Genomic DNA, 20313 nt, shown 5'->3' on the forward strand with positions numbered 1-20313 from the left:
GTGAAGTGATCTACGGATTCATCGGTGAGGGACGGCCGGCCTTTCGGTCCCGGCGTCGGCCGGGCCTTCGGCGCGATGCATCCGTGGCCGACCTGGAGCGTATCGCGAAGATCGTGTCGTACTACCGGCCACACACAGCGGAGCAGCCCCCTACCGGCGACAGAGTCGCTGATAGAGGGCTGCTCGGTGGCTGGAGCTCAGCGAGCCGCTCTCCGGCCTCAGGCGGGCCGAGCCGTGTCGCAGAGCTCGACGCGTGCCCCGGGCACCCGCGGCATCAGGGAGCCGACGGCGTGCGGATCGCTGCGATGTCGAACTGGAGGCGGACCTTTTCGCTGACCATGTTGCCGCCCTGGGCCAGGCGGGCGTTGTACGTGAGGCCCCAGTCGGTGCGGTTGATGGTGGTGGTGCCGTCGAAGCCGACGCGTTCGTCGCCGAAGGCGTCCGTGACGAAGCCGATGTAGGTGAGTTCGAGGACGACGGGACGGGCCACGCCCTTGATGGTGAGGTCGCCGTGCATCCGGTAGACATCGTCGCCCACCAGCTCCACGGCGGTGCTCTTGAAGGTCATCCGCGGGTACTGGGAGGCGTTCAGGAAGTCCCGGCCCACCACGTGGGCGTCCCGCTGCTCGACACCGGTGTCGACGCTCGCCGTGGCGAGGACGAGCTCGGCGGAGGAGCGGGACGGATCGTTGCCGTCGAAGTAGAGGCGGCTCTGGTAATCCGTGAAGGCGCCGCGCACGGTCGTCACCATGGCGTGCCGGACGGAGAACCCGATCCTGCTGTGTGCGGGGTCGACCATCCAGGAGCCGGTGAGCGCCGCCATGGAGGGGTCGTGGCCGGCCGGGTCGGGCAGGACTGCGGTGCCGGCGGCACCCGGAGCAGCGGATCCCTCTGCGCGTCGGGAGGAGAAGCTGCGGCCGAAGATGTTCATGAGGCACGTTGTTACTTCAGCGTAAAGAACGCACGCAAGCCCCCCTCAACGAACCCGACCACCTTCGTGAACAGGTCTTCACAAGTCTCGTGGAGGTATATACGAAGAGCCCCCGTCCGGTTACGGACAGGGGCTCTCACGTGGGCGTTCTTCAGGAACCGACGAACAGCACCAGAAGCAGCCAGACGACCGGAGCGGTCGGCAGCAGGGAGTCGAGGCGGTCCATGATGCCGCCGTGCCCCGGCAGCAGCGTCCCCATGTCCTTGATCCCGAGGTCCCGCTTGATCATGGACTCGCCGAGGTCGCCGAGGGTCGCGCTGGCCGCGACGAGGGCGCCCATGACGAGGCCCTGCCACCACGTGCCGTCGTCCACCAGGAACTGCATGCACAGCACGCCCGCCACCATGGCGAACGAGGCGGCGCCCACCAGGCCCTCGCGGGTCTTGCCGGGGCTGATGCGCGGCGCGAGCTTGTGCTTGCCGAAGCGCCAGCCGACCGCGTACGCCCCGGTGTCGCTGACGACCGTCAGGATCAGGAACGTGAGCACGCGCCACGCCCCGTCGTCCGCGGTGAGCATCATCGCCACGAAGGTCGCGAGGAACGGCACGTAGAAGGCCGCGAAGACCCCCGCCGTGACGTCCTTCAGGTATCCCTCGGGCGGCTCGGTCATCCGCCACACGAGGACGGCGAGCGCGGTCAGCGCCATTGCCACCCAGGCGCCCTCGGCGCCCCGTACGTACCCGGCCACCACCATGGCCGCGCCGCCGACGGCGAGCGGCACGAGCGGCGCCTTGATGCCCTTGCGCTCCTCGAGCCGCGAGGTCAGCTCCCACAGTCCGACGACGACCGCCACCGCGATGACGCCGACGAACACGGCCTTGACGATGAAGAGCGAAGCGATGATCACCGCACCGAGCCCGACACCGACGCCTATGGCGGCCCCGAGGTCCCGGCCCGCGCTCTTCTTCTTGGGCGGTTCGGGCCGCGAGGGCGCCGAGGACCCGGCGGGCTCCGCGGGCCGTTCGTCCGGCTCCGGCTGCCGAGGCGTCTCGTCGCGGAACAGGGGACCACTCAGCCGAGCGGCCCCCCGGTCGTCCTGGTCGTCGCCCCTTCCGTCACCAGAAGGCGTATCAGGCATATCGGGCACGATGGGCATGGGCCGAGTCTCATCGACCGCGTGCCGTTCGTACGCGGGACCCGCCGGAGCGCGCCCGTGGTCGTACGCCGGTCCTTGGTTGTACGACGGCTCTTGGCCGTACGCCGGCACCTGCCCGTACGCGGGCCCCTGACCAGGGGCGGACCCTTGGCCGTCGGTCGGGCCCCATTGTCCGGGCCCGGTCGGCGCACCCCAGGAAGAGTCGTTCACGGATTCCTCGAACCTCGATCTTCCGCGCTGGCTCAGACTTCGAGCAGCTCGGCTTCCTTGTGCTTGAGCAGCTCGTCGACCTGGGCCACGTACTTCGTGGTGGTGTCGTCCAGTTCCTTCTCGCCGCGGCGGCCCTCGTCCTCGCCGATGTCGCCGTCCTTGATCGCCTTGTCGATCGTGTCCTTGGCCTTGCGGCGCACGGAGCGGATCGAGACCTTGGCGTCCTCGGCCTTGGCCTTGGCGACCTTGATGTACTCCTTGCGGCGCTCCTCGGTCAGCTCCGGGAAGACCACCCGGATGATGCTGCCGTCATTGCTCGGGTTGACGCCGAGGTCGGAGTCGCGGATCGCCTGCTCGATGTTGCGCAGCGCGCTCTTGTCGAACGGGGTCACCACGGCCATCCGCGGCTCGGGCACCGAGAACGAGGCCAGCTGGTTGATCGGCGTCAGCGCGCCGTAGTAGTCGGCCACGATCTTGTTGAACATCGCCGGGTGCGCACGTCCCGTGCGGATCGCGGCGAAGTCCTCCTTGGCGACGACGACGGCCTTCTCCATCTTCTCCTCGGCCTCGAGGAGGGTCTCTTCGATCACCACTTGCTCCTGCGTGTCTTGAGTGAGGCCCGGCCGGGCACGGGGGCGCGGTCGGCTGCGTCGCGTGTCTTTCCTGCACGGTGTCCGACCGGCAGGACATTGTCCATCCCCCGGGGACCCGCAGGGACACGGGGCTCCCGGGAGACAGGAGGGGTCAGGCTCGGGTGCCCTGTTCGCCCACGAGGGTCCCGATCTTCTCACCCTTGACGGCACGGGCGATATTGCCCGACGTGATGAGCTCGAAGACGAGGATCGGCAGCTTGTTGTCGCGGCACAGGGTGATCGCGGTCATGTCGGCGACCTTCAGGTCACGGGTGATGACCTCGCCATAGCTGAGCGCGTCGAACTTCACGGCCCCGGGGTTGGTCTTCGGGTCCGAGTCGTAGACGCCGTCGACACCGTTCTTGCCCATGAGCATCGCCTCGGCGTCGATCTCCAGGGCGCGCTGCGCGGCGGTCGTGTCGGTGGAGAAGTACGGCATGCCCATACCGGCGCCGAAGATGACGACGCGGCCCTTCTCCAGGTGCCGTACGGCGCGCAGCGGGATGTACGGCTCCGCCACCTGCCCCATGGTGATGGCGGTCTGCACGCGGCAGTCGATGCCCTCCTTCTCCAGGAAGTCCTGGAGGGCCAGGCAGTTCATGACCGTGCCGAGCATGCCCATGTAGTCGGAGCGGGCGCGGTCCATGCCGCGCTGCTGGAGCTCCGCGCCGCGGAAGAAGTTGCCGCCGCCGATGACGACGGCGATCTGCCAGCCCTCGCGTACGACGGCCGCGATCTCCCGGGCGATGGCGTGCACCACGTCGGGGTCGACGCCCAGACCCCCGCCCCCGGCGAACGCCTCACCGGAAAGCTTCAGCAGAAAGCGCCCCGCGACTTTGTCGTCGTCGCTCTTGTCGCCTTTATCGGCAGTGTCGGCCTGGGTGGTGGTCATGGGATTCTCGCCTCTTTTACTTGGCACACATACGAAGAAGGCCATTGCCGGTGGGGTGGTTCGCATCCCATGCGCGGCAATGGCCTCCTCGTCACAACTGCGGTCGCCCGGTGCGTTCCCGGACGACTGCTGTCGACCCTAGCGGGGTCTCGCGTCTGGCGCGGTACGGACTCAGATGCCGACCTTGATGCGCGCGAAGCGCTTCAGGGTGACACCGGCCTCCTGGAGGACCTTCTCGACGGACTTCTTGTTGTCGAGGGCGTACGGCTGGCCGAGCAGCGTGGCCTCCTTGAAGAAGCCGTTGACGCGACCCTCGACGATCTTCGGGAGCGCGGCCTCCGGCTTGCCCTCGGCGCGGGTGGTCTCCTCGGCGACGCGACGCTCGGACTCGACGACCTCGGCCGGGACGTCCTCGCGGGAGAGGTACTTCGGCGCGAAGGCGGCGATGTGCTGCGCGATGCCCTTGGCCAGCTCGGCGTCGGCCTTGTCCAGCTCGACCAGGACACCGATCTGCGGGGGCAGGTCGGGCATGGTGCGGTGCATGTACGCGGAGACGTAGGCGCCGGAGAACTGCGCGAAGCGGTCCAGGACGATCTTCTCGCCGAGCTGGGCGTTCGCCTCGTCGACGAAGGCCTGGACGGTCTTGCCGGCCTCGATCTCGGAGGCGAGCAGCGCCTCGAGGTCCGCGGGGCTCGTCTTGGCGACGTGCGCGGCCAGCTGGTTCGCGACGGCCTGGAACTTCTCGCCCTTGGCGACGAAGTCCGTCTCGCACTTCAGCTCGACGATGACACCGGAGGTGTTGTCGTCGGCGATGAGGGAGACAACGGCACCGTTCTCGGCGGAGCGGCCCTCGCGCTTGGCGACGCCCTTCTGGCCCTTGATGCGCAGGGCCTCAACGGCCTTGTCGACGTCGCCGTCGGCCTCGTCGAGCGCCTTCTTGCAGTCCATCATGCCGACGCCGGTGAGCTCGCGGAGCTTCTTGACGTCAGCGGCGGTGTAGTTCGCCATGATCCTGGTTTTCTCTCTACGAAGTCTGAAGCAGTGTGAGAACGAAGGTGACGGTTACGGGTGAAGGCGGGGGCCGCAGTCGACCCCCGCCGTCACCTCATGAAACCGAATCCCGTACGGGTCAGGCCTTCTCGGCGTCCGCGGCCGGGGCCTCGACGGGGGCCTCAGCCGGGGCCTCGGCGGGGGCGGCAGCCTCGGCGGCCGGGGCCTCCTCAGCCTTCTCCTCGGCGTCGGCGGGCTTGGCCTCAGCCTTGTCGTCGGCCTTCTTCTCGCCCTCGAGCAGGTCGCGCTCCCACTCGGCGAGGGGCTCGCCGGCGGCCTTCTCGCCCGGCTTCTGGTCGCCCGTGGCCACGCCGGAGCGGGCGATGAGGCCCTCGGCGACGGCGTCGGCGATCACGCGGGTGAGCAGGGTGACGGAGCGGATCGCGTCGTCGTTGCCCGGGATCTTGTAGTCGACCTCGTCGGGGTCACAGTTCGTGTCGAGGATCGCGACGACCGGGATGTTGAGCTTCCGGGCCTCGCCGACAGCGATGTGCTCCTTCTTGGTGTCCACGATCCAGACGGCGCTGGGCACCTTGGACATCTCGCGGATACCACCGAGGGTCTTCTCCAGCTTGGCCTTCTCGCGCGAGAGCACGAGAAGCTCCTTCTTGGTGAGACCGGACGCGGCGACGTCCTCGAAGTCGATCTGCTCGAGCTCCTTGAGGCGCTGCAGACGCTTGTAGACGGTCGAGAAGTTGGTGAGCATGCCGCCCAGCCAGCGCTGGTTCACGTAGGGCATGCCGACGCGGGTCGCCTGCTCGGCGATGGCCTCCTGCGCCTGCTTCTTCGTGCCGACGAACATGACCGTGCCACCGTGGGCGACGGTCTCCTTGACGAACTCGTAGGCGCGGTCGATGTACGACAGCGACTGGAGAAGGTCGATGATGTAGATGCCGTTGCGCTCCGTGAAGATGAAGCGCTTCATCTTCGGGTTCCAACGACGGGTCTGGTGACCGAAGTGGACGCCGCTTTCCAGCAGCTCCCGCATCGTGACGACGGCCATGGCCGTACTCCTTGTGTTTTCTCGGTTGTTTCCTGACGCCCACTGCGTGTGCCTGCCGCGTACGCTCGCGCTCTTGCGAGACGGTCGTACGGGACCGATAGGCCACTGACACGAAGCCTGTGAGGCCCGGTGTCGGGGCGTGCGAAGTCGATCCGGTGGGCCGGATCGCCACATGAAGTGTACGGGACCCGCGAGGTACCGGGTGACGCCGCTGTCCACAACCGCTCGGTAGTCCACGTTTCCCGGCCATGATCCCTGCGCCGGCGCACCGCGGAGGAACCTGAGCGCCATGCGGAAATTACTCACGGTGATGATGGCGGGTGCGCTCCTCGCGGTGCTGGGACCCACGGCCTGGGCGGGGGACGCCCGCTTCTGGCCGGTGGGCGAGCGGCCACGGGTGGTCCGGCCCTGGGCCCCACCGGCTTCGCCCTACGGCCCCGGCCATCGCGGCGTCGACCTGGCGGCCCCGATCGGCGCTCCCGTACGCGCGGTGTCCGACGGACGGGTCTCCTTCGCGGGCGAGGTCGCGGGCAGAGGCGTGCTCTCCGTCGCGCTCTCGGACACCGGGGAGCCACCTCTGCGCACGACGTACGAACCGGTGACACCGCTGGTGAAACGGGGCGCCAAGGTCACGGCCGGCGAACCGGTGGCCACCCTCCAACTCCCCACGGACCACTGCCCACCCGCATCCCGGTCCTGCCTCCACTGGGGCCTTCGCCGAGCCACGGAGTACCTGGACCCCTTGTCCTTGCTGGCCCCATCGACCCTCCGCGGCCGCCCATCGAGGCTGCTTCCGGTGTGGGGGTGGGGATGGACGTGGGACCTGTGACCCGCTTCGCCTTGGGGAACCGGCCGCGTGAACGCCGCCTCACCTGTGACGGCCGGCCGCCCCCACCTCGGGCAATCCGCCACCAGAACGCCGCCCCACCCATTTCGGCCAGCCGCCCCCGCCTTGGGCAATCTGCCGCCTTGGGCGGCAGGGTGGGCAAGGCGGCACCCCGGTGCCGCGCGCCCAGGACGACAGGCGCCGCCCCCGGTACAGCTAAAGAACCCCGGTGCCGCGCAACACGACCGCCGGGCCCCGGGACGGACTCAGCCGCGGACGCCCCGCAGAGCCATCCCCACGGCCGCGTCCACGATCACGCCGGGCTCCTCCGCGGCCCCCAGCTCGATCCTGCGCACGGCCGCGTCCACCACGCCCTGAAGCAGCATCGCCGCGAGCCGCGGCTGCGCATGCCCCATCTGCTCGAGCGCCTCGACGATCATCGCGACCAGCCCACCGTGCGCGGCCCGGATCTTCTCCCGCGCCCCGGCGTCCAGCTCACTCGCGGAGATGGCGACGACGGCCCGGTGCCGCCGGTCCCCCACCAGCGCCAACTGCTCCCGCACATACGCCTCGACCTTGCCCTCGGGCGTACCGGCCCGCGCCATCCCGGCCTCGACCTCGGCGGCCCACACCGGGAAGTCGACCGCGCACAGCTCCTCGACCACGGCCGCGCGCGACTTGAAGTACTCATAGACGGACGAGCGCGCGAGCCCCGTCCGCTCCGCGAGCGCGGGAAACGTCAGCGCGTCCGTCCCACCCTCGGACAGCAGGGAACGCGCCGCGTCCAGAAGGGCGCCGCGCTGCATCGACCGGTGCTCGGCCACAGAGGCCGCTCGAATCCTAGGCACGTCTCCACTTTACGAAGATGCGGCCCGCGACGGGAGCCGCCGGGGCCTCAGGCCCCGGCCGGAGTCGCACCCGCGGCAGGCACGATTCGCCTGCCGGCTCGGCCGCACGCCCCGTCAGCGCCCGAAACTCGCGAGCTTCGCCCGCAGCTGGAGCACGGACTTCGTGTGGATCTGGCTGACCCGGCTCTCCGTGACCCCGAGCACGTTGCCGATCTCGGCCAGCGTCAGGCCTTCGTAGTAGTAGAGCGTCACGACGGTCTTCTCGCGCTCCGGCAGCGTATTGATCGCCCGCGCCAGGAATCGACGCAGCTCCCGGTCCTCCGCGACCTCCACCGGGTTGTCCGCGGCATGGTCCTCGAGCGTGTCCAGGACGCTGAGCCGGTCCCCGCCTCCCTCGCCCCCGACGTGCAGCAGCTCCTCCAGCGCCACCACGTTGGCCAGCGACAACTGGCTGAAAACCGCATGCAGTTCCTCGAGCGCGACCCCCATCTCGGCGGCGACCTCGCTCTCCGAGGGAGTGCGCCGCAGCTGGGCCTCGAGGGTGGCGTAGGCGCGCTCGACGTTGCGCGCCTTCTGCCGCACGGAGCGGGGAATCCAGTCGAGCGCGCGCAGTTCGTCGATCATCGCCCCGCGAATACGGGTGATCGCGTACGTCTCGAACTTGATCTCCCGCTCGATGTCGAACTTCTCGATCGCGTCGATGAGCCCGAAGACCCCCGACGAGACGAAGTCCGCCTGCTCCACATTGGGCGGCAGCCCCACGCTGACCCGGCCCGCCACGTACTTCACCAGCGGCGAGTAGTGCAGGATCAGCTGCTCGCGCAGCCGCTCGTCACCCGTCTCCTTGTACGACCTCCACAGCTCCTCGAGGGAGGAGGGAGCCGGAGGCCGCACGCTGGAGCCGCGCGCGACGGGGGGTACCGCCGCCCGGTCGGACCCGGAGGTGTGTTGTGGCATGCGCCGCCTTGTGCCGTTCTGCTGCTGCGTACCCAGGAACCCGAAGGTGCTTGACGTACTGGTCGCTGTGATCGCTCTGCCTGTGAAGATGCCGTGTTGCCCGTCTGGTGATGACTGGTACCCGAGCTACCCACCTGATTCCGGATGGAGGGGACGAACCCGGATCCTGGTGAGCGTAGCGTGACTGGAGCGTCGCAGTGTGCGAAGGGTGGGAGATCACCGTTGCGCAGATACGTTCCCTTCGTCGACTCGCGTGGCCGGTTCCGTCGCACCGTCCGACCGGCGCGGAGCGCCAACTGCCGGAATTGCCAAGGTCATCGGGGGGTCATCCGGACGGCGCAACGCACCGCGTCACCGCACCTCCCCTCCGGGAAAGACCGATTCGATCGCCTGGCGTGTCAACTGCCAGCCGACGCCGTGTCGTTCGACGAACCCCAAAGAGCGCAGTTCGTACAGCCTCCCGATCGTCTCGTCCTCGGCCGTCCCCGCCCCGCGGGCCGCCTCGGCGACGCTGCACAAGCCGCGCGCGGGAAGCGCGGCGAGCACCCGCGCCGCTTCGGGTGGCAGCAGATCGCGGGGCAGCACCGGCCCGCGGCGCTCGGGCGCGAGCTCGCCCATGTCCCCGACCAGCTCGACGACTTCCGCCGCGTCGGTCACAAGCACCGCGTCCTTGCGCAGCAGTTCATGCACTCCCGCGGAGACGCCGCTGGTCACGGGCCCTGGCACGCCCATCGCGTGCCGCCCGAGGCGCTGCGCCCAACGGACCGTGCCCAGCGCGCCGCTGCGATAGGCCGCCTCGACCACGACGGTCCCTCTGGTGAGCGCGGCGATCACCCGGTTCCTGAGGATGAACCGGCTGGGCGTCGGATGGTCCCCGGGCGGCAACTCCCCGATCACGAGTCCCTGTTCCGCGACCCGGTCGATCAACTGCGTGTGCCCCCGCGGATAGATCCGGTCGATGCCGCAGGCGAGCACGGCCACCGTCGCCCCGGCCGCTCCCAGTGCCCCGCGGTGCGCGGCCGCGTCGACCCCGTAGGCCCCGCCCGAGACCACGACCCAGCCCCGCTCGGCGAGCCCGGCCCCGAGGCTCGCGCCCATCCGCACCCCGTAGTCCGTGCAGGCCCGCGCGCCCACCACGGCCACCGAGCGCAGCGCCCACATCCGCAGGCTGGGCCCGCCCCGCACCCAGAGCCCCACCGGCCGCCCGTCCCCCAGGTCGTCCAACTGTCCCGGCCACTCGGCGTCCCCCGGGCACACGAACCGCGCCCCGGCCGCCGCCGCCCGCTCCAGATCCCGCTCGGCAGGCGGCGCGTCCGCGGCCCGCGCGACGAGCCCCGCCCAGCGTCCCTCCCGCGCCCCGGGCAGCGGCTCCTCGGTCCCGCCCGCCTCGATGCGCCGCACCGTCTCCACGGCTCCGAACTCCCGCAGCCACCGCCCAGCCACTTCCCAGCCGGGCTCCACGATCCGCGTGAGCCGCACCCGCGCGAGCCGCACGTCGTCGCCACCTCCCCCGCCCATCACGCCCCGCCCTCCCTCGGTACCGCCCCGCCCGGAGCACCGGCCCGCAAGGCCCCGCCCCCGGTCACGAACCCGCCCCGATCGTCATCGGCACCCCGCGCGAGATCCCGGTCCGCAGTTGCAGCGCGAGCGCCACGTCCTGGGCGAACGGGCGGTCCCGCCCGGCGAGGTCGGCCACCGTCCAGGCCACCCGCAGCACCCGGTCGAGCCCCCGCGCGGTGAGGAAGCCGCGCTCCAGGTCGAGCTCCGCCTCGTCGAGGGCCCCGGGCGCGGCCGGCCAGCGGGTGCGCAGGGCGTGCCCGGGCACCTCGCTGTTGGTCCGCCACGGGGTGTCCGCGAACCGGGCCGCCGCCCGCTGCCTGGCCTCCCGTACCCGGTCCGCGACGACCTGGGTGCTCTCGCCCCGCGGCCCGTACCCCGCCAGTTCGTTGCGGGTGACGGCCTCGACCTCGACGCGGAGGTCGACCCGGTCGAGCAGCGGACCCGAGAGCCTCGCCTGGTAGCGGCGGACCGTGGCCGGCGGGCAGTCGCACTCGCCGCCGAGCGCCCGGTACTGCCCGCAGGGGCAGGGGTTCGCCGCGAGCGCCATCAGGAACCGCGCGGGCAGCCGCACCACCCCGGCGCTGCGCGCGATCGTCACATGTCCCGCCTCCAGGGGCTGACGCAGGGCGTCGAGCGCCTGTCCGCTGAATTCCGGGGCCTCGTCGAGGAACAGGACGCCCCGGTGCGACAGCGACACCGCTCCCGGCCGGGCCACCCCAGGACCGCCCCCGACGAGGGACTGCATGGTCGCGGAGTGGTGCGGTGCGCAGTACGGCGCGGTGTCGATCATCGATTTGCCCGGCGGCAGCATTCCCGCGACCGAGTGGATCGCCGTGACCTCCAGGGCCTCCTCACGGGTGAGCGGCGGCAGGATGGCGGGGAGTCGCTCCGCCAGCATCGTCTTGCCCGCGCCCGGTGGCCCGGACAGCATCACGTGGTGTCCGCCCGCCGCCGCGACCTCGATCGCCGTACGGGCGGAGAGCTGCCCGACGACCTCCGCGAGATCGAGCCCATGCCCGTCGTGCGCGGAGCCGCCGAGGCCCGTACCGACGCCGCTGCCGGGCATGCACAGGCCGGCGAGCAGCTGATCGGGCCGCCCCGACTCGTCCGCCTCCTCCTGCGGCACCGGCGCGTCCGTGAGCACGGCGATGAGCTGGCGCAGGCTGCGCACTCCGAGGACCGATACGCCCGGCACGAGGGCCGCCTCCCCCGCCGTGCACTCGGGGACCACCACCTGCTCGTAGCCTGCGTCGGCCGCCGCGAGCACGGCCGGGAGCACGCCCCGTACCGGCCGCACCCGCCCGTCCAGGCCCAGCTCCCCGATCATCACGATGTCGGCGAGGATCTTCGGGTCGATCCGCTCGGCCGCACCGAGCACGGCACAAGCAACGGCGAGATCGAAACCCGAACCACCTTTGGGCACGGATGCCGGGCTCAGCCCCACCGTGAGCTTCTTCTGCGGCCAGTCGCCCCCGGAGTTGACCACCGCCGCCCTGACGCGGTCCCGGCTCTCCACCAGGCTCTTGTCCGGCAGCCCCACCAGCGTGAACGCGGCGATTCCCGGCTCCAGGTCCGCCTGCACCTCGACGACGACGCCCTCGACTCCCACGAGGGCCACGGAACACGTACGCGCGAAGCCCATCAGGACACCCCTCGCACATGCTCGACGCGGGGCGCTCCGCGCTCCGGCAGCAGTACGCCGACGAGGTCGATGCGGACGCCGCCGGGCGGCGCTCCCCCGTGCTCCTGCACCCAGCGCTCGGCGAGGTCGCGCAGCCGCGCCGCCTTGACCGGTGTGATCGCGGCCATCGGGTGCTCGAAGGCCCCGGCCTCGCCGCTCGGTCCGCTGCGGGTCTTGACCTCGCACACGACGATCGCGTCGCCGTCCCGCGCCACGATGTCGATCTCGCCGGACCTGCCCGCGCGCCAGTTGCGCGCGAGCACCGTCATCCCGGCCTCGGTCAGCCGCCTCGCGGCCAGATCCTCGCCGTACTTCCCCAGTGCTCCCCGTGCGTTCACGTCGGCACCACCTCCGGCACCCACGCTGACGCCCGGGCCGCAAAGAAGTGGATCTTGGTGAACTACCTACGGGTTGTGGAAAACCTCGTCACCCGTGACGAGCCCCCACAGGCCGGGTCAGCTGCCCGGCAGCTCCAGATCGGTCTTGTTCAGCTCCTCGATGTTCACGTCCTTGAACGTGAGCACACGGACCTGTTTCACGAAACGAGCGGGCCTGTACATGTCCCAGACCCATGCATCCGCCATCGACACCTCGAAAAACACCTCGCCCTGGACCGAGTGGACCTGCATCTCGTAGTCATTGGTGAGGTAAAAGCGCCGTTCGGTCTCGATCACGTATTTGAACAGACCGACGACGTCGCGGTACTCCCGGTAGAGCTTCAGCTCCATCTCGGTCTCGTACTTCTCGAGGTCCTCGGCGCTCATGGCATGTTCCCCTTCAGCCGTGCGTCCCCCCATTGTGCGCCAGCCTCGTGCGCCTCTAGACGATTTCCGTGTCGAGGACCTCGGGCCGGCTCGGGGGACCTTCGTCGAGCAGCCGCTTCAGCAGCCCGGCGAGTCTGGTCGGATACACCGTCTCATGCGCCTCGGTCAGTTCCCGGCACGTCCACCAGCGTGCTCCCGCCACGCTGCGGCGCTCCAGGTCGGTGAGGCCCGTCCCGTTGAGCTCTCCCAGCTCCGCAGAGGCCGTTCTCGTACGGGCCAGGAAGTACCACTCGTCCTGATCCCAGCGCCGACCGGCGAAGGGGAAGGAGCAGATCCGCTGCCACAGCACAGGCCCCAGTTCGACGTCGGTGATGCCGGTCTCCTCTGCCAGTTCCCGCAGGGCGGCCTCTTCACGCGTCTCGTCGCCCTCCAGGCCGCCGCCCGGCGTGAACCACCAGTCGTCCGCCGTGTCGCCCGGCTCGTGCCCGTGCAGGAGCAGGATCCGCCCCTCCGGGTCGAGCAGGACGACGCGGGCGACCTTGCGCAGCTCGCGGCCGGGTTCAGACACGGGCCGGCTCCGGGGACGCGCCGCGCGAGCGCCGGGAGCGCTTCGCGATCGGCCCGTACGCCGCCCCGCCGAGCACCAGCACCGCGCCCGCCACGATGGCCGCCAGCACCGTCTTCACAGGGCCCGGCTGCGAGATGCCGCCCGGCAGCGCCTCGAAGCCGGTCGGCTTCTGCATCCCGGCCATGGGCCACGCCAGGGCGTCCACCCGGCCCTGCACGGCGCCGCGCTCCACCGAGCCGTTCTCGCTGTCGCCGATGTGCGCACTGGAGTCCAGGGAGTCGGCGCGGTGGTCACCGAGCAGGAAGAGCCGGCCCTTCGGGACGGTCGTGTTCCTGATGCCGGTGAGCGAGGCGCTCTCGCCCTTCGGGAGGTAGGGCTCGTCGATCTGCTCGCCGTTCACGGTCAGCTTGTTCTGCGTGCAGCAGGCGATCTTGTCACCGCCGACGCCGACCACACGCTTGACCATCGGAACGTTTCCCCAGGAGTTCTCCTGGAAGACGACGACGTCGCCGCGCTTGACCTCGCTGCCGTCGATCCGCTCCGCGAGCACCCGGTCGCCCGCCTTGATCGTCGGGTCCATGGAGTCGGTGGGCACGGTGTACGGCTGGTACAGGATGGCGCCCCAGACGAACCCGCCCAGGAACAACACACAGCCGAGGGCCACGGCTATGCCGGACAGCGCGCTGCCGACCTTGCCGTGACCCTCATTCGTACGACGCGTCCTGCTCATCCCAGTTGCTCCCGCGGTTCGGAGAAGTCGATCTCGTCGAACCAGCCCCGGAACGGTGCGGACCACGGAAGATCGGCGATCTGGGACGGCACCCTACCGGGCGCCACCAGCCTCAGAAACCCTGGTGTTCCCCTCGGTAACGCGCTGATTGATCTTGCGCCTGCGCCACAGCACCAGTGGTGCGGCGCCCGCGAGTCCGAGCGCGCCCGGAGCCACGTTCGACACGGCGCCGAGGCCGGACTGGTCGAAGGTGTCCGGCACCGGCAGCGTCGACCAGTGCGTGGGCGGCCAGGCTACGACGATGGCGCGACCCACGACGTTGTCCACGGGGACGAAGCCGCCGTTCTTGTCGTTCTGGTGGTAGCGGGAGTCCATGGAGTCCTGGCGGTGGTCACCCATGACCCAAACTTTGCCCTCGGGGACCTTCACCTTGAACGTTCCACCGGCGTTGTCGTCGCTGCACGGGGTGTTGCCCGGGTAGACGTAGGGCTCGTTCAGCGCCTTGCCGTTGATCTTGAGCGGGCCCGTGCCGTTGCACTCGACGGTGTCGCCACCGACGCCGACGACGCGCTTGATGAGGTCCTTCTCGTTGGCCGACGGCATCAGGCCGACCCAACTGAGCACCGTCTGCACGGCGTTGGGCTCGGGCGTCGGCTCGCCCTCCAGCCAGCTCGCCGGGTCGTGGAAGACGATGACCTCGCCGCGCTCCGGCTCCGCACCGAACCACGGGGTGAGCTTGTCGACCAAGACCCGGTCGCCGATCTTCAGCGTGTTCTCCATCGACGCCGAAGGGATCGAGAACGCCTGGACCAGGAACGTCTTGATGACGAGCGCCAGGATCAGCGCGATGCCGATGAGGAGCGGCAGCTCCTTCCAGAAGGAACGCTGCTTCTTGGAGCCACTCGTCGATCCGCCGCTCGACTCCGCCTCGCGCGGGGGTGCGGCCGTCGAGGCGTCACCCGCCTCCGTCGGACCCGGACCCGCCGCGTCGTCGGATCGCCCGGGCTCCTCTTCGGGACCATGCCCTGACCGTGCGCCGACCGCCAAGTCCCCCACATCCACTCCTCACTCCGTGCCGCCGCCTGATCCGTATCCGATGCAGGCCCACCACTCCCATAACGAGCGGGAGTTCCGCAGGGGTCGGGAGGGGGATAAATCCGTCCGAATCCGAAGCGTTCGAGCCCGGTCCGGCACCGTACGTGGAGGCCACCCTATGCGACGTTCCTGAGGCGGCGGTCGACCCGTCTCCTTGCGCGTCGGCGACGGCGGCGAAGGTCGGCGGCTCCGACAGCGAGGTCCAGTGACCGATGGGCCACCCGATGAACCGGGCCCGCCCGACCACGGACTCCTCGGACACCGTCCCGTGGAAGGCCTCGGTGAGGTGATAGCGGGAATCCGCGGAGTTGGCGCGGTGGTCGCCCATCACGAACAGGCGCCCCTTGGGCACCTTGACGGAGAAGTCGAACTTCGAGGGGGCGTTGCCGGGATGGATGTACGCACGCTCCTCGAGCGGTGTCCCGTTGACCGTGACGCGGCCCTGTGTGTCACAGCACTTCACGGTGTCGCCGCCGACACCCACGACCCGCTTGATGAGGTCGCGTTCGTTGTCGGACGGCAGCAGCCCGATCCAGGTCAGACCTTCCTTGACCTGCTTCACACCGACCGGGGCTTCCTTCTTCGGACCGGCCTCCTGCTCGAGCCACTTCCCCGGGTCATTGAAGACGACGACATCGCCGCGCTGCACCTGCGCGCCGAACCAGGGGGTGAGCTTGTCGACCAGGACCCGGTCGCCGATCCTGATCGTCTGTTCCATGGAGCCCGACGGGATGACGAAGGCCTGCACCAGGAACGTCTTCAGGACGAGGGCGATGGCCAGCGCCACGCCTATGAGGAGGGGTATCTCCTTGAGCACGGAGCGCCTGCGGCGGCGCTTCACCTTGCGGGCGAGCTTGCGCCGCTCGGCCCTGCCCTGCTGCTCGGGGCCACTGGTGGGCCGGCTGCCGGTGGGCAGCCGCTCGTCGCCGCGGTGGCTGCGCGATTTGCCCCGCCTACCCATGGGCGCCGCCGGGTGCGGGCACGCGCGCGTAGATGTCCGTACGGGACAAGGAGTGCCAGTGCCCGGTCGGCCACGCGATCCACTCGGCCCTGCCGATCACCTGGTCCACGGGGACGAAGCCGCCGCCGGGCGCGCCCAAGTAGTCGCGGGAGTCACGGGAGTCGCTGCGATGGTCACCGAGCAGGAAGAGGGTGCCCTCGGGAACCACGATGTCGAACGGCACCTTCGAAGGCGCGTCCGTGGCGTGCAGCACGGCGCGCTCGTCCACGGGCCTCCCGTTCACCTCGATCCTCCCCTTGCTGTCGCAGCAGGCCACCCGGTCTCCCCCCGTGCCCACGACGCGCTTGATGTAGTCGCCCTCACCGAAGTACCCGCTGCCGTCGAAGACGACCACGTCGCCTCGGGTCGGCTCGGCACCGAAACGGTACGCCAACTTATTTACGAGAACGCGGTCCCCGACCCTCAATGTGCTCTCCATGGAGCCGCTGGGGATCTGGAACGGCTGCATCACAAAGACGCTGACGGCCAGCAGGCACGCCAGACACAGCAGCAGGGCCAGGGTGATGCGGCCGCCCGGCAGCCAGTCGACCACCCCGGACAGCAAAGAGGAGCGCGACCGGTCCTCCTCGCCCTGTGAGGTGTTCTCATGGGGCTCGGAGGAGCGGTCGCGCTCCTCGTGCTGTGCTTCGGTGTCCATCGAGGCCAGATGCTATCCGGCCGCCCTGTGGACGCCGCAGGCGAGATGCGCCGGCGCCCTCTGGGGGCGCCGAGCGGCTCAGTTCTCGCGCTTCTCCTTGATCTTCGCGGCCTTGCCGCGCAGGTCACGGAGGTAGTACAGCTTGGCGCGGCGGACGTCACCCTTGGTGACGAGCTCGATCTTCTCGACGATCGGCGTGTGCACCGGGAAGGTGCGCTCGACGCCGACGGAGAAGGAGACCTTGCGGACCGTGAAGGTCTCGCGGACGCCGGCGCCCTGGCGGCGGATGACTACGCCCTTGAACTGCTGCACACGGGAGCGGTTGCCCTCGATGACGCGGACGTGGACGTTGACGGTGTCGCCCGGGCGGAAGGCCGGGACGTCGTCGCGCAGCGACGCGGAGTCGACGGAGTCGAGCAGGTGAGACATGATCGTCTGCTTTCTTCACCGATGCCACAGGTCATCGGCGGGAGGTAAATGATGAGTTTCGGTAGCTGATCGCGTCGGGCCTAGCGTCGTTCCCCCTGTGGCAGGGGCGCAGGCTGGACGTACAGCAGCGGCCTATTCTTCCACGGCCTCGGGCGTCGGCCCAAATCGGCCGTCGGGACGCGGCCCCCAGCCCAGGATCGAGAGCATTTCGCGGTCCTTCTTGTCGAAGGCCTTGGGGTCGGTGCGCTCGATCAGGTCGGGCCGGTTGCGCGTGGTGCGGCGCAGCGCCTCGTCGCGGCGCCACCGCGCGATCTTGCTGTGGTGGCCGCTGAGCAGCACGTCGGGGATGTCCCGGCCGCGCCACTCGGGGGGCTTGGTGTAGACGGGCCCCTCCAGGAGGTTGGCCATGGCGCCGGGCGCGAAGGAGTCGTCCTCGTGCGAGGCGCTGTTGCCGAGGACGCCGGGCAGCAGGCGTGCCACGGCCTCCGTGATCACGAGCACGGCGGCCTCTCCGCCCGCGAGGACGTAGTCGCCGATGGAGACCTCGTAGACGGGCATACGGGTCGCGTACTCGTCGATGACGCGGCGGTCGATGCCCTCGTAGCGCGCGGGCGTGAAGACCAGCCAGGGGCGCTCGGAGAGCTCCACCGCGAGCTCCTGGGTGAAGGGGCGCCCGGAGGGCGTGGGGACGACCAGGACGGGCCCCTGGGCGCCGCTCTCGTACCCCTCGGCGAGCACGTCGTCGAGGCACTCGCCCCACGGCTCGGTCTTCATGACCATGCCGGGGCCGCCGCCGTAGGGCGTGTCGTCGACCGTGTTGTGCCGGTCGTGGGTCCACTGCCGCAGGTCGTGCGCGTGGACGTCGAGCTGCCCACGCGCGCGTGCCTTGCCGACGAGGGAGACGTTCAGCGGTTCCAGGTACTCGGGGAAGATCGTGACGACGTCGAGCCTCATGCGGACTCGTCCCCCTCTTCGCGGGAGGACGCGTCTTCGGCGTCTTCGCGGGAGGACGCGATCTCGGCGCGGTCGTCGATCAGGCCGGGCGGCGGGTCGATGACGGCCTTCTGCTCCTCGAGGTCGATCTCGGTGACGATCTCCTCGACGAACGGGATCATGACCTCGCTGCCGTCGGGCCGCTCCACGATGAACAGGTCCTGCGAGGGCAGGTGCGAGATCTCCGTGATCCGGCCGACCTCGGTGCCGTCGACCGTGACGACGTCGAGGTCCATGAGCTGGTGGTCGTAGAACTCGTCCTCTTCCTCGGGCAGCTCCTCGGGGTCCACCTCCGCGATCAGGAGTGTGTTGCGCAGCGCCTCGGCCGCGGTCCGGTCCTTCACGCCCTCGAAGCGCAGCAGCAGCCGGCCGCTGTGCACCCGGCCGGTCTCGATGGTGAGCGGCCCCGTGGCGGCCGGGTCGGTGGCGAGCCGTGCGCCGGGGCCGAGCCGCAGCTCGGGCTCGTCGGTGCGCACCTCGATGGTGACCTCGCCCTTGATGCCGTGGGCGCGGCCGATGCGCCCCACTACCAACTGCACGTCGGAAACTCTCCTGTCAGCCCACCAGGGGGCACAAACGACTAGTGCCATTCTGACGGACCAGGCTGGACGCGGACGGCGTGCACGGGCGGTGCCGGTGAGCGGGGTCTGGTGCGTGCAGCTGCAAGGCGGAGGAGGGCGTCAACGCGGAGCGTTGGCAACCGACGACAACGCCGCAGATGTGCGTGCCAGGGCCCGCGACTCCAGCAAGGTCCGTCAGAATGGCACTCGGGCCGGGGACGGCTCGAAAGCCCTCCCCGGCCCGAGCCGGTGTTCAACTTTTCTCAGCGAACCTGGTCGACGTCGACGAGGTCGACGCGGACACCACGGCCGCCGATGGCACCCACGACAGTACGCAGGGCGCGCGCGGTGCGGCCGTTGCGGCCGATCACCTTGCCGAGGTCGTCGGGGTGGACCCGGACCTCGAGAACGCGTCCCCGGCGCAGGTTGCGCGAGGCGACCTGCACGTCGTCGGGGTTGTCGACGATGCCCTTCACGAGGTGCTCAAGAGCCTCCTCGAGCATGCTCAGGCCTCGGTCGACTCGGACGGGGCCTCGGCCTCGTCCTTCTTCTCAGCCTTCTTCTTCTGGGTGATGGCCTCACCCTTGGGCTCGTCCTCGGTGGCCAGCGCCTCGAAGGAGGGGCGGGCGGCCTTCGGCTCGGCGACCTTCATCGGCGCCGGGGCCGGCAGACCCTTGAACTTCTGCCAGTCACCGGTGACCTTGAGGATGGCCGCGACCGGCTCGGTCGGCTGCGCGCCGACACCCAGCCAGTACTGGACACGCTCGGAGTCGACCTCGATGCGCGACGGGTTCTGCACCGGGTGGTACAGGCCGATCTCCTCGATCGCACGGCCGTCACGGCGGGTGCGGGAGTCGGCGACGATGATGCGGTAGTGAGGCGAACGGATCTTGCCCAGACGCTTCAGCTTGATCTTGACTGCCACGGGTGTGGTGTCTCCTGGTCTTGACGTGGGTGGGCACGGCGAGATTGCCGCGTGGGGTTGCGGTACCCGAGTGCCCGATGGACGCGTCAGCCGGAGGAGAGAGGGGTCCTGTGCGACTGTCGAGTACAGCTAGCCATTGTGCCACACGTCTCCGGAGCGGCCGAATCCCCCCGGCCGCTCCACCGGGCCCCGCCAGGAGCCGAGAACTCAGCCCGCCGCGACGCCGACGATCTCCGGGATGCGGAACGGCTTCCCGCAGCCGCCGCACATGATCGGGGCCTGCGCGAGCACCGACGGCACGACGCGGACGTTGCGCCCGCAGTCGCAGACCGCCTTGACGCGGACGCCGCCCCCGGAGGAGCCGTGCCGCGCGGCGGGGCCGCGGAAGCTTCGCTTGGTGTCCGCGGCGGTCGCCACGGTGTGCGCCTTCAGGGCACGCTGGATCCGCTCGATCGTCTGCCGGTAGCGCTGCTTCGCGTCCGGGTTGAGCGTGACCAGCGAGAACCCGCTGCTGGGGTGCGGTTCCTCGGGGTGGTCGAGGCCCAACTCCTCGGCAATGGCAAGGAATCTGCGGTTGTGGTAGCGGCCGGCGCGCGATGTGTCGCGGATTCCGCGCGCGGCTGCGATGCCGTGGACTGCCTCGTGAAGGAGTCGCTCGAAGGAGAGCTCGCGTCCGCATGCGGACGACGACTCGCCGATCAGGGATTCGGGCGCGGCAAGATCCGGCAGCTCGGGGTGGTGCCGCTGAATATCGGCCCACGCCCCTGCCAGCTCTGCGGCGAGAACAGGTGGTGTCGTGCTCACGTCGTGACAACGAGCCGGGGTGCCTCCGTGTTCCTATTCCG

General features: G+C 70.0%; 24 protein-coding genes. 1 reads left to right on the forward strand and 23 read right to left on the reverse strand.

Going from position 1 to position 20313, the window contains the following annotated elements; genetic code table 11:
* Positions 1 to 274: 274 nt before the first annotated feature.
* The 6 genes from ACNYS0_RS12995 to rpsB form a co-directional block, all read right to left on the reverse strand.
* On the reverse strand, positions 275 to 931 hold the full coding sequence (locus tag ACNYS0_RS12995) for a YceI family protein (RefSeq protein ID WP_422473420.1): 657 nt from the start codon (positions 929 to 931) through the stop codon (positions 275 to 277).
* Between the two features lie 151 nt (positions 932 to 1082).
* On the reverse strand, positions 1083 to 2297 hold the full coding sequence (locus tag ACNYS0_RS13000) for a phosphatidate cytidylyltransferase (RefSeq protein WP_422473422.1): 1215 nt from the start codon (positions 2295 to 2297) through the stop codon (positions 1083 to 1085).
* A 32-nt stretch (positions 2298 to 2329) separates the two neighbouring features.
* The gene (gene frr / locus ACNYS0_RS13005) at positions 2330 to 2887 is read right to left on the reverse strand and encodes a ribosome recycling factor (protein WP_326015300.1); all 558 of its coding nucleotides are present in this window, start codon (positions 2885 to 2887) and stop codon (positions 2330 to 2332) included.
* A gap of 154 nt (positions 2888 to 3041) precedes the next feature.
* Positions 3042 to 3821, reverse strand: a complete 780-nt coding sequence (gene pyrH, locus ACNYS0_RS13010) for a UMP kinase (RefSeq protein WP_422473424.1) — start codon at positions 3819 to 3821, stop codon at positions 3042 to 3044.
* 171 nt (positions 3822 to 3992) lie between these two features.
* Positions 3993 to 4829 (reverse strand): translation elongation factor Ts, encoded by an 837-nt coding sequence (gene tsf, locus ACNYS0_RS13015; RefSeq protein ID WP_385761156.1) that lies wholly within the window; start codon positions 4827 to 4829, stop codon positions 3993 to 3995.
* 121 nt (positions 4830 to 4950) lie between these two features.
* Complete coding sequence (gene rpsB, locus ACNYS0_RS13020; protein ID WP_422410238.1) at positions 4951 to 5874, reverse strand: 30S ribosomal protein S2; 924 nt, start codon at positions 5872 to 5874, stop codon at positions 4951 to 4953.
* A gap of 289 nt (positions 5875 to 6163) precedes the next feature.
* Here rpsB and ACNYS0_RS13025 point away from each other — a divergent pair, with 289 nt between their 5' ends.
* Complete coding sequence (locus tag ACNYS0_RS13025) at positions 6164 to 6703, forward strand: murein hydrolase activator EnvC family protein (RefSeq protein WP_422473426.1); 540 nt, start codon at positions 6164 to 6166, stop codon at positions 6701 to 6703.
* A 263-nt stretch (positions 6704 to 6966) separates the two neighbouring features.
* Here ACNYS0_RS13025 and ACNYS0_RS13030 read toward each other — a convergent pair whose 3' ends face one another.
* From ACNYS0_RS13030 to ACNYS0_RS13110, 17 genes are all read right to left on the reverse strand, one after another.
* Positions 6967 to 7524 (reverse strand): TetR/AcrR family transcriptional regulator, encoded by a 558-nt coding sequence (locus tag ACNYS0_RS13030; protein ID WP_399228532.1) that lies wholly within the window; start codon positions 7522 to 7524, stop codon positions 6967 to 6969.
* 138 nt (positions 7525 to 7662) lie between these two features.
* Positions 7663 to 8505: an RNA polymerase sigma factor WhiG gene (gene whiG / locus ACNYS0_RS13035; protein WP_385761161.1), complete on the reverse strand. Its 843-nt coding sequence runs from the start codon at positions 8503 to 8505 to the stop codon at positions 7663 to 7665.
* Positions 8506 to 8856: 351 nt separating this feature from the next.
* Positions 8857 to 10023 (reverse strand): DNA-processing protein DprA, encoded by a 1167-nt coding sequence (gene dprA, locus ACNYS0_RS13040; RefSeq protein ID WP_422473428.1) that lies wholly within the window; start codon positions 10021 to 10023, stop codon positions 8857 to 8859.
* Positions 10024 to 10087: 64 nt separating this feature from the next.
* Positions 10088 to 11707, reverse strand: a complete 1620-nt coding sequence (locus tag ACNYS0_RS13045; RefSeq protein WP_422473430.1) for a YifB family Mg chelatase-like AAA ATPase — start codon at positions 11705 to 11707, stop codon at positions 10088 to 10090.
* On the reverse strand, positions 11707 to 12084 hold the full coding sequence (locus tag ACNYS0_RS13050; RefSeq protein WP_422473432.1) for a YraN family protein: 378 nt from the start codon (positions 12082 to 12084) through the stop codon (positions 11707 to 11709). Before ACNYS0_RS13050 ends, ACNYS0_RS13045 begins: the two co-directional genes overlap by 1 nt.
* 117 nt (positions 12085 to 12201) lie before the next feature.
* Entirely contained in the window at positions 12202 to 12510 is a 309-nt protein-coding gene (locus tag ACNYS0_RS13055) for a DUF2469 domain-containing protein (RefSeq protein ID WP_008737534.1), read from the reverse strand.
* 55 nt (positions 12511 to 12565) lie between these two features.
* Positions 12566 to 13078, reverse strand: coding sequence for an NUDIX hydrolase (locus ACNYS0_RS13060; RefSeq protein WP_422410231.1), 513 nt, complete (start codon positions 13076 to 13078; stop codon positions 12566 to 12568).
* Positions 13071 to 13808, reverse strand: coding sequence for a signal peptidase I (gene lepB, locus ACNYS0_RS13065; protein ID WP_422410229.1), 738 nt, complete (start codon positions 13806 to 13808; stop codon positions 13071 to 13073). Before lepB (ACNYS0_RS13065) ends, ACNYS0_RS13060 begins: the two co-directional genes overlap by 8 nt.
* A gap of 93 nt (positions 13809 to 13901) precedes the next feature.
* Complete coding sequence (gene lepB, locus ACNYS0_RS13070; protein WP_422473434.1) at positions 13902 to 14864, reverse strand: signal peptidase I; 963 nt, start codon at positions 14862 to 14864, stop codon at positions 13902 to 13904.
* Positions 14764 to 15864 carry a signal peptidase I gene (lepB, locus tag ACNYS0_RS13075; RefSeq protein WP_422473436.1) on the reverse strand — a complete coding sequence of 367 codons (1101 nt, stop codon included), beginning with the start codon at positions 15862 to 15864 and terminating at the stop codon, positions 14764 to 14766. Before lepB (ACNYS0_RS13075) ends, lepB (ACNYS0_RS13070) begins: the two co-directional genes overlap by 101 nt.
* Positions 15857 to 16561, reverse strand: a complete 705-nt coding sequence (gene lepB / locus ACNYS0_RS13080; protein ID WP_422473438.1) for a signal peptidase I — start codon at positions 16559 to 16561, stop codon at positions 15857 to 15859. Before lepB (ACNYS0_RS13080) ends, lepB (ACNYS0_RS13075) begins: the two co-directional genes overlap by 8 nt.
* A gap of 78 nt (positions 16562 to 16639) precedes the next feature.
* On the reverse strand, positions 16640 to 16990 hold the full coding sequence (gene rplS, locus ACNYS0_RS13085; RefSeq protein WP_327661379.1) for a 50S ribosomal protein L19: 351 nt from the start codon (positions 16988 to 16990) through the stop codon (positions 16640 to 16642).
* Between the two features lie 132 nt (positions 16991 to 17122).
* On the reverse strand, positions 17123 to 17944 hold the full coding sequence (gene trmD, locus ACNYS0_RS13090; protein ID WP_422473441.1) for a tRNA (guanosine(37)-N1)-methyltransferase TrmD: 822 nt from the start codon (positions 17942 to 17944) through the stop codon (positions 17123 to 17125).
* Entirely contained in the window at positions 17941 to 18522 is a 582-nt protein-coding gene (gene rimM, locus ACNYS0_RS13095) for a ribosome maturation factor RimM (RefSeq protein WP_422473443.1), read from the reverse strand. The genes trmD and rimM overlap by 4 nt, the downstream gene beginning before the upstream one ends.
* A 284-nt stretch (positions 18523 to 18806) precedes the next feature.
* The gene (locus ACNYS0_RS13100) at positions 18807 to 19046 is read right to left on the reverse strand and encodes an RNA-binding protein (protein ID WP_014176063.1); all 240 of its coding nucleotides are present in this window, start codon (positions 19044 to 19046) and stop codon (positions 18807 to 18809) included.
* A 2-nt stretch (positions 19047 to 19048) separates the two neighbouring features.
* The gene (gene rpsP / locus ACNYS0_RS13105) at positions 19049 to 19468 is read right to left on the reverse strand and encodes a 30S ribosomal protein S16 (RefSeq protein ID WP_422410217.1); all 420 of its coding nucleotides are present in this window, start codon (positions 19466 to 19468) and stop codon (positions 19049 to 19051) included.
* A gap of 207 nt (positions 19469 to 19675) precedes the next feature.
* Positions 19676 to 20272 (reverse strand): hypothetical protein, encoded by a 597-nt coding sequence (locus ACNYS0_RS13110; RefSeq protein WP_422410215.1) that lies wholly within the window; start codon positions 20270 to 20272, stop codon positions 19676 to 19678.
* Positions 20273 to 20313 lie beyond the last annotated feature (41 nt).

The organism is Streptomyces anthophorae (genome assembly GCF_049310305.1).
In the GTDB taxonomy this organism is placed as follows: domain Bacteria; phylum Actinomycetota; class Actinomycetes; order Streptomycetales; family Streptomycetaceae; genus Streptomyces.

Bases quoted from the DNA above. Each gene is read 5' to 3' on its own strand.
- ACNYS0_RS13045 (WP_422473430.1), bottom strand. From the start codon at position 11,707: ATGGGCTTCGCGCGTACGTGTTCCGTGGCCCTCGTGGGAGTCGAGGGC.
- lepB (WP_422473436.1), bottom strand. From the start codon at position 15,864: ATGGGTAGGCGGGGCAAATCGCGCAGCCACCGCGGCGACGAGCGGCTG.
- rplS (WP_327661379.1), bottom strand. From the start codon at position 16,990: ATGTCTCACCTGCTCGACTCCGTCGACTCCGCGTCGCTGCGCGACGAC.
- whiG (WP_385761161.1), bottom strand. From the start codon at position 8,505: ATGCCACAACACACCTCCGGGTCCGACCGGGCGGCGGTACCCCCCGTC.
- ACNYS0_RS13025 (WP_422473426.1), top strand. From the start codon at position 6,164: ATGCGGAAATTACTCACGGTGATGATGGCGGGTGCGCTCCTCGCGGTG.
- ACNYS0_RS12995 (WP_422473420.1), bottom strand. From the start codon at position 931: ATGAACATCTTCGGCCGCAGCTTCTCCTCCCGACGCGCAGAGGGATCC.
- ACNYS0_RS13055 (WP_008737534.1), bottom strand. From the start codon at position 12,510: ATGAGCGCCGAGGACCTCGAGAAGTACGAGACCGAGATGGAGCTGAAG.
- lepB (WP_422410229.1), bottom strand. From the start codon at position 13,808: ATGAGCAGGACGCGTCGTACGAATGAGGGTCACGGCAAGGTCGGCAGC.
- ACNYS0_RS13100 (WP_014176063.1), bottom strand. From the start codon at position 19,046: ATGCTCGAGGAGGCTCTTGAGCACCTCGTGAAGGGCATCGTCGACAAC.
- rpsB (WP_422410238.1), bottom strand. From the start codon at position 5,874: ATGGCCGTCGTCACGATGCGGGAGCTGCTGGAAAGCGGCGTCCACTTC.
- pyrH (WP_422473424.1), bottom strand. From the start codon at position 3,821: ATGACCACCACCCAGGCCGACACTGCCGATAAAGGCGACAAGAGCGAC.
- dprA (WP_422473428.1), bottom strand. From the start codon at position 10,023: ATGGGCGGGGGAGGTGGCGACGACGTGCGGCTCGCGCGGGTGCGGCTC.
- trmD (WP_422473441.1), bottom strand. From the start codon at position 17,944: ATGAGGCTCGACGTCGTCACGATCTTCCCCGAGTACCTGGAACCGCTG.
- lepB (WP_422473438.1), bottom strand. From the start codon at position 16,561: ATGGACACCGAAGCACAGCACGAGGAGCGCGACCGCTCCTCCGAGCCC.
- tsf (WP_385761156.1), bottom strand. From the start codon at position 4,829: ATGGCGAACTACACCGCCGCTGACGTCAAGAAGCTCCGCGAGCTCACC.